General features: G+C 44.6%; 17 protein-coding genes. 10 read left to right on the top strand and 7 right to left on the bottom strand.

Annotated features, from left to right (window positions below; genetic code table 11):
- The first annotated feature begins 15 nt into the window (after positions 1–15).
- Together QXR61_05845 and rnz are read left to right on the top strand one after the other, a co-directional pair.
- Complete coding sequence (locus QXR61_05845; protein MEM3757465.1) at positions 16–1,065, top strand: THUMP domain-containing protein; 1,050 nt, start codon at positions 16–18, stop codon at positions 1,063–1,065.
- Positions 1,066–1,067: 2 nt separating this feature from the next.
- Entirely contained in the window at positions 1,068–1,988 is a 921-nt protein-coding gene (gene rnz, locus QXR61_05840; protein MEM3757464.1) for a ribonuclease Z, read from the top strand.
- Between the two features lie 22 nt (positions 1,989–2,010).
- Here rnz and QXR61_05835 read toward each other — a convergent pair whose 3' ends face one another.
- Both QXR61_05835 and QXR61_05830 read right to left on the bottom strand, forming a co-directional pair.
- The gene (locus tag QXR61_05835) at positions 2,011–2,571 is read right to left on the bottom strand and encodes a hypothetical protein (protein MEM3757463.1); all 561 of its coding nucleotides are present in this window, start codon (positions 2,569–2,571) and stop codon (positions 2,011–2,013) included.
- Positions 2,525–3,160, bottom strand: a complete 636-nt coding sequence (locus QXR61_05830; protein MEM3757462.1) for a radical SAM protein — start codon at positions 3,158–3,160, stop codon at positions 2,525–2,527. The genes QXR61_05835 and QXR61_05830 overlap by 47 nt, the downstream gene beginning before the upstream one ends.
- Before the next feature lie 112 nt (positions 3,161–3,272).
- On the opposite strand from QXR61_05830, the gene QXR61_05825 reads away from it, so the two are divergent.
- Positions 3,273–4,625, top strand: coding sequence for a hypothetical protein (locus tag QXR61_05825; protein ID MEM3757461.1), 1,353 nt, complete (start codon positions 3,273–3,275; stop codon positions 4,623–4,625).
- Between the two features lie 28 nt (positions 4,626–4,653).
- Here QXR61_05825 and QXR61_05820 read toward each other — a convergent pair whose 3' ends face one another.
- From QXR61_05820 to QXR61_05810, 3 genes are read right to left on the bottom strand one after another with little or no spacing between them, the layout of a single operon-like run.
- Positions 4,654–5,433: a sugar phosphate isomerase/epimerase gene (locus QXR61_05820; GenBank protein ID MEM3757460.1), complete on the bottom strand. Its 780-nt coding sequence runs from the start codon at positions 5,431–5,433 to the stop codon at positions 4,654–4,656.
- A 43-nt stretch (positions 5,434–5,476) separates the two neighbouring features.
- Positions 5,477–5,893, bottom strand: a complete 417-nt coding sequence (locus QXR61_05815; protein MEM3757459.1) for an RNA-binding domain-containing protein — start codon at positions 5,891–5,893, stop codon at positions 5,477–5,479.
- Entirely contained in the window at positions 5,862–6,452 is a 591-nt protein-coding gene (locus QXR61_05810) for an AAA family ATPase (protein ID MEM3757458.1), read from the bottom strand. Before QXR61_05810 ends, QXR61_05815 begins: the two co-directional genes overlap by 32 nt.
- A 135-nt stretch (positions 6,453–6,587) precedes the next feature.
- On the opposite strand from QXR61_05810, the gene QXR61_05805 reads away from it, so the two are divergent.
- From QXR61_05805 to QXR61_05790, 4 genes are all read left to right on the top strand, one after another.
- Positions 6,588–7,337 carry a 5-formyltetrahydrofolate cyclo-ligase gene (locus QXR61_05805; protein MEM3757457.1) on the top strand — a complete coding sequence of 250 codons (750 nt, stop codon included), beginning with the start codon at positions 6,588–6,590 and terminating at the stop codon, positions 7,335–7,337.
- 161 nt (positions 7,338–7,498) lie between these two features.
- Positions 7,499–8,068, top strand: coding sequence for an RNA 2',3'-cyclic phosphodiesterase (gene thpR / locus QXR61_05800; GenBank protein MEM3757456.1), 570 nt, complete (start codon positions 7,499–7,501; stop codon positions 8,066–8,068).
- 42 nt (positions 8,069–8,110) lie between these two features.
- Entirely contained in the window at positions 8,111–9,550 is a 1,440-nt protein-coding gene (gene cca / locus QXR61_05795; GenBank protein MEM3757455.1) for a CCA tRNA nucleotidyltransferase, read from the top strand.
- 1 nt (position 9,551) lies between these two features.
- On the top strand, positions 9,552–10,325 hold the full coding sequence (locus QXR61_05790; protein MEM3757454.1) for a serine/threonine protein kinase: 774 nt from the start codon (positions 9,552–9,554) through the stop codon (positions 10,323–10,325).
- A gap of 20 nt (positions 10,326–10,345) precedes the next feature.
- On the opposite strand, the gene QXR61_05785 is transcribed toward QXR61_05790, so the two are convergent.
- Entirely contained in the window at positions 10,346–10,540 is a 195-nt protein-coding gene (locus tag QXR61_05785; protein ID MEM3757453.1) for a 50S ribosomal protein L38e, read from the bottom strand.
- Between the two features lie 142 nt (positions 10,541–10,682).
- On the opposite strand from QXR61_05785, the gene QXR61_05780 reads away from it, so the two are divergent.
- Positions 10,683–12,113, top strand: coding sequence for an amidohydrolase (locus QXR61_05780; GenBank protein MEM3757452.1), 1,431 nt, complete (start codon positions 10,683–10,685; stop codon positions 12,111–12,113).
- A gap of 16 nt (positions 12,114–12,129) precedes the next feature.
- On the opposite strand, the gene QXR61_05775 is transcribed toward QXR61_05780, so the two are convergent.
- The gene (locus QXR61_05775; GenBank protein MEM3757451.1) at positions 12,130–12,429 is read right to left on the bottom strand and encodes a winged helix-turn-helix domain-containing protein; all 300 of its coding nucleotides are present in this window, start codon (positions 12,427–12,429) and stop codon (positions 12,130–12,132) included.
- 123 nt (positions 12,430–12,552) lie between these two features.
- On the opposite strand from QXR61_05775, the gene QXR61_05770 reads away from it, so the two are divergent.
- Together QXR61_05770 and QXR61_05765 are read left to right on the top strand one after the other, a co-directional pair.
- The gene (locus tag QXR61_05770; protein MEM3757450.1) at positions 12,553–14,232 is read left to right on the top strand and encodes a helix-turn-helix domain-containing protein; all 1,680 of its coding nucleotides are present in this window, start codon (positions 12,553–12,555) and stop codon (positions 14,230–14,232) included.
- Between the two features lie 79 nt (positions 14,233–14,311).
- The gene (locus tag QXR61_05765) at positions 14,312–15,199 is read left to right on the top strand and encodes an MBL fold metallo-hydrolase (protein ID MEM3757449.1); all 888 of its coding nucleotides are present in this window, start codon (positions 14,312–14,314) and stop codon (positions 15,197–15,199) included.
- The last annotated feature ends 38 nt before the right edge of the window (positions 15,200–15,237 follow it).

The following is a 15,237-nucleotide window of genomic DNA, read 5'->3' as shown; positions in this document are numbered from 1 at the left end:
GAGAGGATAGCCAGCGTGGCTAAATTATTCTTTCTAGTTTCAGGTGAAAACCCCACATTGCCTTTTTCTGAAGTAAAATCTATTCTCAGCGCCGAAGGATATGACTACCGTGTGCTAGGTGAGCTAACTCAGTTACTAAGGGTCGAAGCCGATATTAAATGTGCGGAAGCTGTCAGGTTTAGATCCGCGTTGGCTAAAGACTGCTGCCTAGAAATATTTAGCTGCGGGGCCGCGATTGACGAGATTCTATCCAATGCCAGAAGAATAGATTTCGCGCAATTTCTAGGTGAGGGAGAAACTTTCGCCGTCAGGGTTTTAAGGGTAAGGGGATGTGCTCCGCACATTAACTGTCTAGTGTTAGAGCGTAGTATAGGCGAAAAGATATTTGAGGGCGCTGGGAAAGTCAGAGTTGACCTTAAGAAGCCGAATAAAACATTTGTAGGCATATTGACCGATAACATGTTCTTCTTTGGGTTAAGGCTAGCTGAGATAAAACATAAGGATTTATTGGAGCGTGGGCCTAGAAGAAGAGTTTTCTTCCACCCATCTGCGATGACGGCTAAAGTTGCGAGGTGTATGGTCAATTTAGCTCAGGCGAAGCCGGGACACCTGCTTCTAGACCCCTTCTGCGGAACCGGAAGCATACTGATTGAAGCTGGCTTAATCGGGTGCCGCACACTAGGCTTCGACGCTAAGAGGCGCATGGTTGAAGGAAGCCTAAAAAACCTCAGGTTTTTCGGTATAGAGTCGACCGTAGCTGTCGCGGACGCCCGTTTTCCACCGCTTCCCGCTGGAAGCGTAGACCGTATCGTGACGGATCCCCCCTATGGGACAGCCGCTTCAACGCTCGGCTTTACAACAAGAGATCTTGTGGAACGTTTTTTCTGTTCAGCTATCGATATTGTCAAGGAGGGCGGCATGATATGTATCGCTGCCCCGAAAAATATTGGGGTGCGTGAGATTGGGCATAGATGCGAATTTAAGCATCTTGAATCGCATTTTATTTATATTCATAGAAGGCTTACCCGTGAAATAGCTGTTTTCAAGTATGGCGGGGACGATTAAGCTTGGTCTTAAGGATTATTTTTCTGGGAACCGCTGCAAGCGTGCCAACCAATGACCGTTCGCTTCCCTCGATAGTAATACAGCGTGAAGGCGATATACTGATGTTCGACTGCGGTGAGGGGACGCAGAGGCAAATGATTAAGGCTAAGATCGGGTTAAACCGTAAAATGATCATCTTTATAACGCATATGCATGGAGACCACGTTTTGGGTTTACCCGGCGTGATACAGACGATGTCGCTTCTAGGCAGAGATAAACCCCTCCAAATTTACGGGCCTCCCGGAGTCCGGGATTACCTAGAGTCTATTTTTAAAACCGTTAGGTTTTGGCTAAATTTCCCCGTAGAGATCGGCGAGATAGAACGGGAAGGAACCATATATGAAAACAGAGATTATGAGGTTCAAGCAGTTTGGGCTGAACATTCAATACAGTCATTGGCATACGCCTTCATCGAGAAGCCTAGACCCGGAAGATTCCACCCTGAAAAAGCTATAGCGTTAGGTGTTCCGAAAGGGCCTTTATGGTCTACTCTTCAAAGGGGCGTGGAGGTTACTCTCCCAGATGGGAGGATAGTTAGGCCGCTGGACGTCATGGAGCCCCCTAGGCCCGGAAGAAAGATTGTTTATAGCGGCGATACAAGGCCTTCAGAGAGGATCATCGATTTAGCGAAAAACGCTGATGTTTTAATTCACGAGGCGACTTTAAGCGATGAGCTCGCCGAGAAGGCGGAGGAGGAAGGGCATTCGACGCCAAGCGAAGCTGCTCAAATAGCTTTGAGAGCCAACGTGAAACTTCTGGTTTTAACGCATATCAGCGCGAGATACGCTGATCCTAAAGTTCTATTGGAGCAGGCTAGAAGAATATTTCTGAACACATGTTTACCAAATGATTTGGAGGTTATTGAAGTACCTCTCCCAAAATGAAGTGCTTATGGAGAGCATAACGTTAGAAGCGATCTATAAGCAGTGTTTTGATCATGTCCCATTTCTCGCCGAGAATCTCTCTTAAAATCTTTTCATGCGAAAGCACCTTCCTTCTTAGCGCTCTAGGATACCGCCTTATTCTATCTCCAAAAAGATACGAGCCTGTGAGACTCGCTGCAAGCTCCTCGAAGCTTGGGATCACATTATACTTTTCGCGGTACATCCACACTTCATGCAGCGTTGGCCTTAACAAGTAGCTTCCGTCTTCCAAATAATGCATACCGCAGCAATTCTTCGCCGTATGATAACTGTAGAAACCTTCTTTACATGTCAAAAATTCCAGCCCATATTTTTCGCATAGACTTTTAGTCTTCATGTAGGCTTTTAGTCTCCACTCAATGCTTGGTCGAACAATTTTCGAGGAAACTTCAACAGATGGCGAGTAAGAGAGCCATGAGCCTAAGTTGCTGTACGCGCTCTTCTCGTAAGCTAGCTCCTCATATATTTTCATGTTTTCCACATCATCTCTCAGCGCCTCAACGATTAACTGTTTTACTCCAGCGTAACGGGGAATGCTTAACAATATCCTCAGCCTCGCAATCCGTTATTCCAGGAATAAATGGTTGTAGACGAACAATCACCGGAACATTCTTCTCCGAAAGCTTCTCAGCCATATTTAGCCTTTCAATTGGCGGCGGCGCGTTAGGCTCCAGCAAGCTGGCGATTTTAGCATTAATCGTTGAGAGCGAGATCTGCACTATAACAAGGCCCCTACTGTTCAACTCCATCAGAATACTGAAGAGATCATTCCTTAAGAGAAGAGTTGCCTTAGTGTTAATTATTAATGGCGCGCTGTGCTTTAGGCACATTGCCATAACATGTTTGCTCACCCGACGTTTCTCCTCAATGGGTTGGAATGGATCAACTAGGGTGGATAACCTGAACGGCATAGTTTTCAGGCTTCTTTTCCTAAGAGAATTCAGCATCCTTTTAAAGTCTCTAGCAACATTAGGCTCCGCCCTGCTTCCTTCAGCTGATTCAACCCTGTACCAACGCCCAAAACAATAGATGCACCTATGTCCGCAGCCTGAATACGGCTCAATTCTAAGGATGGAATAACAATACGGGCTAACGTTAATGCTCGGATTTATCACAAAGGACTCTAGACTCATTGGGAAGCTACCAACCACATTATTTTCATCAATAATTGAAAATTAATCTTATTATTAGGTTTAAGGAACCATTAAATTCTATCCTCACTTTTAGTTGTAGCAGGTGATCGAGGTGGTTAAAGTTAAGGTTAGCGTTATTGGCGCTGGCAGCGCTACTTTCTCTCTAGCGCTCATTAAAGATTTATGTCTTACACCGAACCTCGAGGGAAGCACCATTAGCCTTATGGATATAAACGAGAGGAGGCTGAACGCTGTTTACGCGTTATGTAGAAGGTACGCTGATGAGATGAAAATCAAGTTAAATATTGAGAAGACGTTGAGCCGTGAAGAATCGCTGAAGGATGCTGACTTTGTTATAAATACGGCTTTGGTTGTCGGTTACAGCGGCTATAGAGAAGGATGGAATATAGGCTTTAAGCACGGTTACAGGTTTGGCGGCAGCTACCATGTTATGCATGATGAGGGCTTCTGGATAAACTTCTACCAGTTCAAGCTGTTTGAATCAATAGTGAATGATATATTCGACCTATGTCCCGACGCATGGTACATACAGCTCGCAAACCCCGTTTTAGCTGGAACAACATACTTGGGGCGAAAGTACCCTAAACTTAAATTCGTCGGCTTATGCCACGGGTTTACCGGCGTATACCATTTAGCGGAGACCTTAGGATTCAAAAGGGAAAACATAACTTTTGAAGCGCCAGGGGTCAACCACTTCATATGGTTAACCCGCTTCTACCATAAAGGTGAGGACGCATTTCCAATCCTAGACGAATGGATTGAAAAGGAGGCGCCTAAATACTGGGAGAGGTGCCCGCCAAGTGATGATCTGGGGCCTAAAGCCGTAGACTTATATAAAAGGTTTAGAGCCTTTCCAATAGGCGACACATGTACACCCGGCGGTGGATCATGGCCTTGGTGGTATCATGTTGACGATGAAACGGAGCGCAGATGGAATGAGAACCCGCGGAAATGGTGGAGCTTTGTACTTGAGCCGCCAAAAGAGGATCCCGTCGAAAGCCTTCTCAAGGTGGCGGAGGATCCAACTGTTAAAGTTACGAGCGTCTTTCCGCCGGAAAAATCAGGTGAAATAATTGTTCCCCTAATAGAGTCTATTGCCTGCGATATCCCAAGAATATTCATAGTTAACATAATGAATGCCGGCAACTTTGTTTCAGGAGTGCCGGAAAACTTTGAGGTTGAGGTTCCAGCGCTGGTCAGTAAGAGGGGGGTTCAGGGAATTAGAACCCATGGATTGCCTAAACCGTTAATCGCGTACGTATTACGTGACAGGGTTGCGCCCATTGAGGTTGAGCTCGAAGCCTATGAGCGGGGAAGCAGAGACTTATTACTCCAGCTAATCATGATGGATCCCTGGACAAGATCCGAGGAGCAGGCGAGGAAACTTCTGGATGAAATCATGGCTTTACCGCGATGTGAAGAAATGCGTAGCCATTACACTTAGCCCCAGCATTCCATTGAAAAAGCTCTAATTAAATTAGTCTCCTTAAAGCTTGGATGCTTTCCTCAACATTATTCTTAGATTCTATGACCAACACGCCCTTATAATTCATCTTTTTAATGGCGCTTATAGCTTCAACCCAATTTATACTTCCAAACCCTACACCGAGATGCGCGTCAAAATCCCCGTTGTTATCATGAACATGAATGTGAACTATTTTACTCCTAAATCTCTCCATAAACTCGTTTATCTCCCCATTTATATTTGCGTGTCCAACATCAAACGTTATGCCCAGCTTCAGCCCATCCGCCCCCAAAGCCTCATAGAAACTCTCGAATTCCCCAACCCTCTTAAGCAGAAATGGAAATGGATCCGGAACATTCTCTATGGCTATTTTCAGTCCATGCTTCTCAGCCTCTTTAAGGAGCTCATGGGTAGACTTTAAGTTAATCTCCCAGTCTAAGTTTCGAAGCGCATCGCTTACAGCGCTCCGGATGCCTGGATGAAAAACCCAGCATTCTGGGTTTAATTGCGCTGACAACTCCATTGATTTTTTAAGCCGCTTCATCACAGCGTGCCTTATTGTAGGCGACGTTGACGCAATATTTATGTCAGCAAAGGGCGCGTGCACGGAGAGGCTAATACCTCTTTCAGAGAACGCTTTTTTAAGCATGCTTACCCTTCGACGGTTGAGCGCATGCGGCCCCTCATCAACTATCTCCACATGGTTCACGCTAATTTTGTCCAGAAGTTTTATGGCTGCTGAAAGGGGCTCTCTTAGACAGAAGAGCGTAGATAGGCCTAAATGCATATTTTCAGACTCCCACTGATATTCAACATGCTTGGCGCTCCAGCTACTTCGCTGTTTTTGGCGTTAGCCAATCTATTAGGCTATGCGGATCATCGCACTCTATTTCCACGCATATTGGGCCGAGCGGCGATTCACCATACGGCTGCGAAAACGATATGTGCCCCACGTAGGCAACCTGCTTATTAAGGTAGAAAACTATCCTTTTACCTTGAACCCCCCTTAAAAGGACCGTTCTTGCGGCATCCAGTATGCGTTCCCTCCTCAGCAGATCATAGAACCTTGTTAATGCCTCTAACCCCTCCGCTTTCCCAACGAGCCTCCCATATTCGCCTTCTCCGACAAACTCTAAGTTCATGTTTCCAAGAACCTTTTGGACCGCAACCCTAACTTTATCCGCATCCTCTGTAGGATTAACCTCCACCTCGACTTTAACCTCCACTCTGCCTACAGGCTTGCTCATCTTTAATCACCCTCCTTATTACCCGTTTAATTTCCCTTCTCAGCTGTCCCAGCGTGCCTTCATTAATAATCATGTAGTCGGCCGTCGCTATAACCTCACCTATACCGACGCTCAGCTCCCTTTGATCGCGCGCATAAAATGTTTCCCAATCTTTAGGGTCATCGCTCCTACCCCTCTTAAGAAGGCGCTTAAACCTAGTTTCAGGAGAAGCATGTATGGCTATAACCTTAAACCTAGGGAAAACACGCTTAAACTCCCTAACTTCATGTGGGCTTCGTAGCCCATCGACAATAACTACGCGTGCATCTAAAGCCTTAATCTTCGATACGCATCTTTTAGCTAAGACTTCAGGTCCCTCCTCAGCTCTGATCTGTAGCATAAGTTTACCAAGATTATCCGGTGTTGGTTCAAGATTTCTGCGGGCGGCCTCAGCTCTAATCTCATCACCCATAACGATGATTGGAAAACCGTACTCGCGGACGATTTCCCTAAAAGCGTCTTTTCCAGCGCCGGGCATGCCTGTTACCCCTATAACGATGAGAGGCTTCTTATCTGACACGCTGAATCCCACTTCCACCAAACAGCTTTATTAGGCGCTCGGATAGACCCGGTAATAATACAATTTTATATGGAAGATAAACTTATGGTTTCTTAAGTTTAATCTTAGGATACGGCAGATAGCAGAGACCTGCATATGCAAACGGGTAATTTTAGCCCAAGTAAGGAGGAGATTCGCCGGAGAATCTGGTCGATTATGGAGGAATCTAACATTGCAAGGTTTCCTAGACCAGTCTATGGTAGAATACCGAACTTTGTGGGCTCAGATATTGCCGCGCGAAGATTGTCTGAGCAAGAGGAGTTTAAGCGGGCCAAGGTCGTTAAAGTTAATCCTGATGCTCCTCAAAGCATGGTTAGATACTTAACACTTTTAAGTGGTAAAACTTTGCTTATGCCGACTCCTAGACTTAAATCCGGGTTTTTAATCCTTAATCCAGCTAAAATCCCCATAAAAGCGTATAGCGAGGCGTCATCAATTCACGGAGCATTCAAGTACGGTGAGATATGCGGAATAGATGAGATACCCAGCATAGATTTAATTGTCGCAGGCTCCGTCGCGGTCTCCAGAGATGGGGTGCGCGTTGGGAAAGGTGGAGGATACAGCGAGATAGAGTATGGGATACTGCGCGAGATCGGCGCTGTTGACGAGAAAACGCCAATATTAACAACTGTTCACGATATCCAAATAGTGGATTTCGTGCCTAGAGAAGAATTTGATCTAACGGTTGATGCGGTAATCACACCTACAAAAATCGTTAGAATAGTGAACGTGGGCGAGAGACCTAAAGGCATAATATGGGATAAACTATCGGAAGAACGTACTAGAGAGATACCGATTCTCTCTCAACTCAAGGAATTTAAGCGCCCACTTAATTCGCGGCCTTAAGGAAACTTGTGGTTGATGGGCGCAGCGAAACATTCACGGTATCCTCATACTACCGGATATTCAAATTTATAAGCTTCCCTATTCTCAGCAAGCTTGAGAATCTAATTGAGCGTAAAGATTTATTTTTGGAGCCGCATTTATAGCGTAGTGTTTGATGGGGTTTGGTTGATTTGGATCTAGTTCGCAGCTTCATTGCCTTCGATATTGAGGATGAAAGTGTTATTAGGGAGCTTAGTAAGGTTCAGTCGGCTCTTCTTGAGACTGGCGCGGACATTAAGCTCGTTGAGCCGGAGAACATTCATATAACGGTTAGGTTTCTCGGCGAGATACCACAAGCCATGATCGATAAAGTTTATAACGAGATGATTAAAGTTGTTTTCTCACCATTCGATGTTGAGATTAAGGGTTTAGGCGCTTTCCCAAACATAAGACACATAAACGTTATTTGGGCTGGTATAAGAAAAGGCTCCAACGAGTTAAGAAACATATACTATCAGCTTGAACCTAACCTCCAGAGACTTGGCTTAAGACCTGACGATAAAGGCTTCAGCCCGCATCTGACGATAGCCCGCGTTAAAACCAGCAGAAGGAAAGAGGAGCTTATAAGAATCCTTAAGGAATTTGAGAATTATGATTTCGGCATCATAAAAGCGAGGTGCCTAAGATTAAAGAAGAGCGTCTTAACGTCCAAGGGTCCAATATACTCGACGTTAAGGGAGGTTTGCAGGTAAAGTTTTACTTATAAGCGAACTGGGCTTGGGGGATAAAAGGGTTTGTCTGAGGAGATTAACCTTACATCTGAAGCGAAAATTAGGGATATATGCGAGAAGGTTCTTCAGAAAGCTGTCCCGGACCATGTTGAGCGAGAAAAGACGATGGATTTCTCTATGCGCTTAGTTAGCGCCCTGAAAAGTGAGGTGCTAAGGGATGGGTTGGAGGCTGATGTCCAGATTGAGGGTTCAGTAGCAAAGGATACTTGGCTTGCTGGCGAGAAGGATATAGACATATTCGTGCTTCTTTCGCCCAGATACGGCAGAGACGTATTTTCTAGGGTTTTGGAGTTGGCTAAAAGAGTTTCCGGCGACAATTATCTTGAGAATTACGCTGAACACCCATATATAGAAGCCTACATAGATGGCTTTACCGTAAACTTTGTTCCATGCTTTAAAGTCTCTGATGCTAGGGAAGCCAAGTCCTCTGTGGATAGAACCCCCTTTCACACGTCTTACATTAAAAGTAAATTGAATGATAGAATTAAAAATGAGATACGCTTACTGAAAGCATTTATGCATGGTATAGGCGTTTACGGAGCTGAGATTAAGGTCGGGGGCTTCAGCGGCTATTTATGCGAGCTTCTAACGATCCATTATGGTTCATTCATAAACGTTTTAAAAGTCGCCTCCAGGTGGCATGTCGGCGAGGTCATAGATATCGAAGGGTATTACAAGAGCCAAGAAGAGGTTAAAACAATGTTTCGCAATGAGCCATTAATAGTCATCGACCCAGTTGACAGAAACCGGAACGTTGCCTCAGCCGTTAGAATTGACAGACTAAGCGAGTTCATCATAGCCTCCAGGCTATTTCTTAAAGACCCGGACATAAGGTTCTTTTATCCAGAAGAACCAAAAACGTACTCGGTTGAAGAAGCGTTGCAGGCCATTAGGTTTAGGGGTTCAGCGCTCATTTTCATTAAGACCAGACCTATAAGGGCGGTGCCAGACGTGCTTTGGGGTCAGCTCTTCAGGTCTCAAAAGGCGATTATAAAGTTGCTTAAGCAGTTCAACTTCGATGTTATACGCAGCGACATATGGAGCGACGAAAAAACCGGGAGCATACTTCTCTTCGAATTACCTACGCGTTTCCTGCCAAACATTGAGAAGCACATGGGTCCTCCGGTTGAAAAGATGATTGAATGTGAAAAATTTTTGAGGAAACATCTATTTTCTAAAGACATTTTTTCGGGTCCTAGGATTGAAGATGGCAGGTTGGTCGTTGAGAAACGTAGAAGATACTCGGATGCGGTCACCCTACTAAAAGAGAATCTTAAGAACGGTGGGGGAAGCATAGGTATTGCAAGCCTTGTTTCCGAAGCATTTCTCGATTCTTTAGAGATATTTGTCAACGAGGAGATCAAGGATCTTTACTCCGCCGAGAAGAGTTTTGCATTATTTTTAACTAAGTACTTGATTGGCAGGCCGAGCTGGCTCACTTAAAATGTGCCTAGTGGTTTCTTTAAGGGATCTTAAGAGCGCTAAATATGGGCAGGTTATATGCTATCCTCGCTACGATAGTGGAGAGGTCGAAAAGAGAATTACTGACATGGAGAACCTCGGCGTAAAATCTCTCTGCTTCACGGGTGGAAAAAGCGTTACAAATCTACCGGTTTTAGGTAAGGGGTGTACGGGTATAGTTATCCTCGCGATTCTTGAAGATGACAGCAAGGCCGCCCTAAAAATCAGCAGGGTTGATTCTGAAGCGGGTAGGATCAGTCATGAGGCGAGGATGCTTCAGATCGCTAATAGCGTTGGCGTTGGACCTAGAATTTTAGGTTACACAGATAGGCTTCTCTTAATGGAGTATATTGAAGGTAAACCTATCTTGGAGTGGATCAGAGATCTATGCGGGGGAGAAGCGTCCCTAAGACTTAGAAATGTGCTGAAAGATATTCTTGAGCAATGCTGGAGACTCGATTCGGTAGGTTTAGACCACGGGGAACTTAGCCGGGCCGATAAGCATATAATAGTTGATGAAGGGGACAGGGCACATATAGTGGACTTTGAAACGGCGAGCGACAAGAGGAGACCTTCAAATGTGACGTCGGTAAGCCAGTACCTCTTTATTAGAAGCCCCGTCGCTGGGGTATTCGGCGAGAAAGCGGGACAAATAAATATGGAGACGTTTATTCAGGCCCTAAGAAGATATAAGGAGAAACGCTCTAGAGAAAACTTCGAGACGATCTTAAACGTTTTAAACTTTATGAGAGTGTGAAGATTTTAAGCTACTTTACCTTAGACCTCTCTTACCTCACATTTAATTCTCTTAAGTATCTCTTCAGCTTTAGATGGATCAACCTTTAACGTGTAGAGCATCTTGGGAGTCCGAAGCTTAAGCTTCACAACATCTTTTAACCTTTTAACTCTGCAATGATCGGCCTTTTCAGATAACTCCACAAACTTCTCCACATCAAAGATTTCAGCCGGCATGCTTTAAGGCACCTCTCTTCTTCTAAAGGTTATTCTAAATGATCTGGGTAAGCCGATAAATATTTTTTGGTTATAGTCGCTAGCCATAATTCATAAACTCATATAGGCTCAAAATACTTAAACAATCTTTAAGGTGGAAACTATGTCTGACCCAAAGAGGGCAGCTTTTGAGTGGATTAGGGAAAACGAAGAGAAAATAGCCGATATAAGCGATAAGATTTGGGAGTACGCTGAACTTGGCTTAATGGAATATAGATCCTCTAGACTTCTGTCCGACGAGCTCGAGAAGCATGGCTTTAAAGTTAATCGGGGGGTCGCTGAGATGCCGACAGCTTTTATAGCGAGCTACGGTGAAGGCAAACCGGTAATAGGAATAATAGGCGAATACGATGCTTTACCGGGCTTATCCCAAAAGAAGGTTCCTTATCGGGAACCATTAGCTCCGGGAAAACCCGGCCATGGATGCGGCCACAATATTTATGGGGCAAGCGGGGTAGCCGCAGCCATATCTATCAGATACGCTATGGAAAAGGGTAAGCTGCAGGGAACAATTAGATTTTATGGTTGCCCGGCCGAGGAGAATTTCGGTGGAAAGGTTTTCATGGTTAGAGAAGGGCTCTTTAATGATGTGGATGCCGCGATCGGGCATCATCCGGGATCCATGAATAGAGTTTCATTAGCGAGCTCCCTAGCTTTTAACTCAGTTAGATTTCATTTCCATGGTAAGGCCTCACATGCTTGCACGTCCCCTGAGCGTGGTAGAAGTGCCTTAGATGCCGTGGAGTTAATGAATATTGGTGTAAACTATCTGAGGGAACATATAATTCAGGACGCAAGGATACACTATATTATTGAGAGGGGCGGTGATCAGCCCAACGTTGTGCCAGCCTATGCTAGAAGCTGGTACTATGTGCGGGCGCCTGAGAGAGAACATCTAGATGAAATATATGAGTGGATTCTTGATATAGCGAGAGGAGCCGCCATGATGACTAGGACAAAGTTGGAGATAGAGTTTATTCAAGGCTGCTATAATCTGATACCGAACAAGACTATGGCGGAAATAATTATTCGAAACATGCGGGAGATAGGCACACCAGAGTATAATCAAGACGAATTAAGATTTGCGGAGGAGATATCAAAAACTATTTCAAGGGAGGAGAAGATAGCGCAGTTGAAGGCGTCTAAGCGGCCAAATTGGGAGAGGCTAGTAGACAAGCTAATTGACGACGAGGTTTCAGATCCGTTAGGCGAGGGAGAAATATCCCACGGAAGCACAGATCTCGCAGATGTAAGCTGGCAGACCCCTACGGTTGAGTTTAGCACATCTGCCTGGGTTTTAGGTACACCGGGGCACTCTTGGCAAGCTGTGGCTCAAAGCGGGGTTGGCTTAGGTCATAAATCGGCCATTTTCGCGGCGAAAGTTATGGCCGCCACAGTATTGGATCTGCTGACAAAGAAGGATTTGCTTGCTGAGGCAAAAGAAGAGCACAGGAGAAGAATTGGGGAAAAGAAATATAGGTCTCCCTTGCCAGCCGATTGTAAGCCGCCGATACATTTTTGGGAGGAAAAATAGAGAGTGATTTTATCTTCTATCGATTTATGAACGCTAGTTCGGCTGACACGCTTTCAAATGTTCTTAAAAGGTCTTTGCCCCTCTCAGTTATGAGAACCACTGAGCGGTCGCCCACTATTCTACGCCTAATTAATCCCCGCTTCTCGAGATCGCTAAGGATATCCGTGAGGTTCTTCCAAGATATGTTCGCTGCATACATAATCCTAGTTGGCTTATTGACGCCATGATTAATAATCTTTAAAACATCCATGTAAATCTCCATTTTGCTTCTACGCTTGACGGCATTCCAAACATGGAGGGACGCTGTTTCTATCACCCTCCATCTCTTCCTCCTTAGTAAATAGCACTATTTTCATCTTCACTACGTTTTATAGAGACTCGGAATATATAATAATTAATATATAACATTTGTTCGTTACATTAATACATGAGGGAAAACATGTCAGCTGATGAGGCGGAGCTCTTACTTCAAAACTATGGTTTAACGGGCATACAATCTCGAATATTCGTCTATCTGACAAGGGCAGGGGCAAGCAGCATCGGCATGCTTTCAAGAGCATTAAAAACTAATCGAATGAACATTTATCGAAACCTTAAAAAGATGCAGAATATGGGTTTAGTCAACGTCTTACCGGGAAGACCCACGAGGTTCTCCGCCATTCCAGTTAGAGACGCCCTTGACATACTGATCTCCATGGCGAGAGAAAAGGTTTCCGAGTTAGAGAGTAAATATCAGCAGGTTTTAGACGCATTCTCTAAGTTCTCTGAGGGGCAGGAAGAGTATACTTTGGAGACAAAAGTTAGAATTTACGGTGGCAGAAGAAGAATTTACTCCGTTATAATGGATATGCTTGAGAGCAGCGAGAAAGAAGTTTGTCTCCTAATGGCGCCAGACGATTTAATGCGCCTACTATTTTTCGGAGTTGACGAAATATTAAGAAAACTGCGCGCTAAAGCAGTTGAGGTTAAAATTCTCACAAATGTCGCAGATAAAGAAACTGCAGCAATCCTAAGAGATTACATGAAATACGCTAAAATAAAGCATTCAGACATGCGGATAAAAACGCGTTTTATTGTAGTTGACGGAAGGATTTCTTTAACGTCGCTGTCAATAGATGACTCTACAGGGCTGGATTCTGACGTCGAGTCCGGTCTATGGACTGATTCCCCCCACTATATTCAATCAATAAAAACTTTCTTCGACATAATCTGGCGTAGCTCTCCAGATCTATCCCTAGTACTCCAGTACTTGAAAAGAGGAGGACAGGTGGAGAGGATGCTATTACTCAACAGCGTTGAAGAAACACGTGAATATTTAACTAGAACCTTGACTAGCGCTAAAGACGAGGTGTTAATGTACCTTAGGCGCATAAGATGCCCTCTTTTACCAGAAAACTTTGTTGAAGCCTTGAAGGAGATAAAGAGGCGTGGAGCGAAAATAAAGATATTGACCTCTCTAGAGGAAGAGGATTTTGATTTAAGTGAGATATTTGAAGCTGCGGAGATTAGGCATATTAATGCGGCGTTTGCTGGCGTAAACTTTGTAACATCAGATAGAAGCGAAATTCTTGTATGTATACTGGCAGATAGCATGGATACGCGTGGCGGCACCGGATTAATCAATTGCTTATGGTCAAACCACGCGGGCTTCGCACGTACATTAAGCGAAATCTTCGCAAACATGTGGTCTAGAGCCGTCAGCTCGGAGGCAAGGTTCACTAAGATACGATTTCTACGGGCGATAAAAAACATGCCACATGTTTTGAAGCCCATGGCTGAGGAAAGAGGATGGCTGCTTGAAGCCCCAGCTATGGTTGCGGGCGAGTCGGGTTTAAGACAGAAATTCGACTTAGCCTTAAAGAGAAAGAGGGGTCAGGAAGATCTTATTGTAGCAGATGTTTTTGAGGGTAACGGGGAACTCGCATTGAGGATCGTGACCCTTCATGCTAAAGCTATTGATGTCAAAGCCAAACGGAAAGTTCTCATTATCCCGGAAAAATATTCGTTGAGCCACGAAGAAATGGAGATGGCTACGATTTACAGCATAGACGTGGTAAGTGGGTTAGATGCCGATGAGATAAGTAAGAAAATTGCTGAAATAATAAGCAAAATAACATGAAATTTAAATGGGAAGATGCGCATATTAAACCAGTTAAATAGCTTACTCCACATAATTACGGTTTAGAGAGGTTTTAAGAATGAGAATTGCAGACAATATATATCTTGTTGAGTGCCCCTGGTCAAGGCCCGGATATTTTGTTAGTTCTTGCGTTATAGCTAGGAAGAATATAATTATCGTTGACGCTGGGGTTGAGGAAACTCCAAAAATTGCCATATATCCATATATTGGAAACTTAGGAAGAAAATCTTCTGAAATTTCCCATCTACTGCTTACGCATGCCCATTTTGACCACTGCGGTGGAGCCGCCCCGCTGAAAGAGGAAACGAAATGTCGTCTCGGCGTTCACGAGTTTGGAGAACCGTTTCTTAGAGAGCCGAATCCCCTCATCAACCAGCTTAGTAAAAGGTTTCCAACCCTATTCTCCAAAGGAGAAGCTGCGTTTAAGCCTGCCAGCGCGGATATCTTGTTCAAGGATAATGATTTAATTGATATTGATGGGGTTCGCCTCAGAATTCTTCATACGCCGGGGCATTCAGTTTGCTCATCATGCATAATTGAGGAGGAAGAGGGCGTCTATATATGTGGTGATTCCGCTCAAGGACGTGGAGAGAATAGGCCATTACTCTTCCATAGCTCAGTAGAATACATAGAGTCGATGCATCGGCTTCTAAAGGAACCGGTGAAAACTTTAGTTATCGGCCATCCATTTCCACCCTTCGGTAAGGCTGTGCTCAGAGGGGAGGAAGCCAAGGAACACGTTCGCCAAAGTCTAAGGGCTATTGAAGACCTCAACCGCTTGGTTCTGGAGACCCTTAAAAGTCTCGCGAAGCCAGTGAGCCTAAGACATCTTTACGAAAAGATTGGCGTATCACAGCCTGTCACTGTAGGATGCGTTCTAGAGGATCTGGAAAGGGAAGGGATTGTTGAAAGGGTAGATGTAGATCTATGGGCTTTATCGGTTTAAACACGTCCAAGCGGGATCAAAGTTGAATATTGGAGCAA

It is taken from the genome of Candidatus Bathyarchaeia archaeon (assembly GCA_038882715.1).
In the GTDB taxonomy this organism is placed as follows: domain Archaea; phylum Thermoproteota; class Bathyarchaeia; order Bathyarchaeales; family DTEX01; genus DTEX01.
This window is presented reverse-complemented; position numbering and strand designations above follow the sequence as displayed.

What these genes read in the sequence shown, in the direction of transcription:
- QXR61_05830 (MEM3757462.1), bottom strand. Translation starts at nt 3,160, where the DNA reads ATGAGTCTAGAGTCCTTTGTGATAAATCCGAGCATTAACGTTAGCCCG.
- QXR61_05820 (MEM3757460.1), bottom strand. Translation starts at nt 5,433, where the DNA reads ATGCATTTAGGCCTATCTACGCTCTTCTGTCTAAGAGAGCCCCTTTCA.
- QXR61_05815 (MEM3757459.1), bottom strand. Translation starts at nt 5,893, where the DNA reads ATGAGCAAGCCTGTAGGCAGAGTGGAGGTTAAAGTCGAGGTGGAGGTT.
- QXR61_05805 (MEM3757457.1), top strand. Translation starts at nt 6,588, where the DNA reads ATGCAAACGGGTAATTTTAGCCCAAGTAAGGAGGAGATTCGCCGGAGA.
- QXR61_05790 (MEM3757454.1), top strand. Translation starts at nt 9,552, where the DNA reads ATGTGCCTAGTGGTTTCTTTAAGGGATCTTAAGAGCGCTAAATATGGG.
- QXR61_05785 (MEM3757453.1), bottom strand. Translation starts at nt 10,540, where the DNA reads ATGCCGGCTGAAATCTTTGATGTGGAGAAGTTTGTGGAGTTATCTGAA.
- QXR61_05780 (MEM3757452.1), top strand. Translation starts at nt 10,683, where the DNA reads ATGTCTGACCCAAAGAGGGCAGCTTTTGAGTGGATTAGGGAAAACGAA.
- QXR61_05770 (MEM3757450.1), top strand. Translation starts at nt 12,553, where the DNA reads ATGTCAGCTGATGAGGCGGAGCTCTTACTTCAAAACTATGGTTTAACG.
- QXR61_05765 (MEM3757449.1), top strand. Translation starts at nt 14,312, where the DNA reads ATGAGAATTGCAGACAATATATATCTTGTTGAGTGCCCCTGGTCAAGG.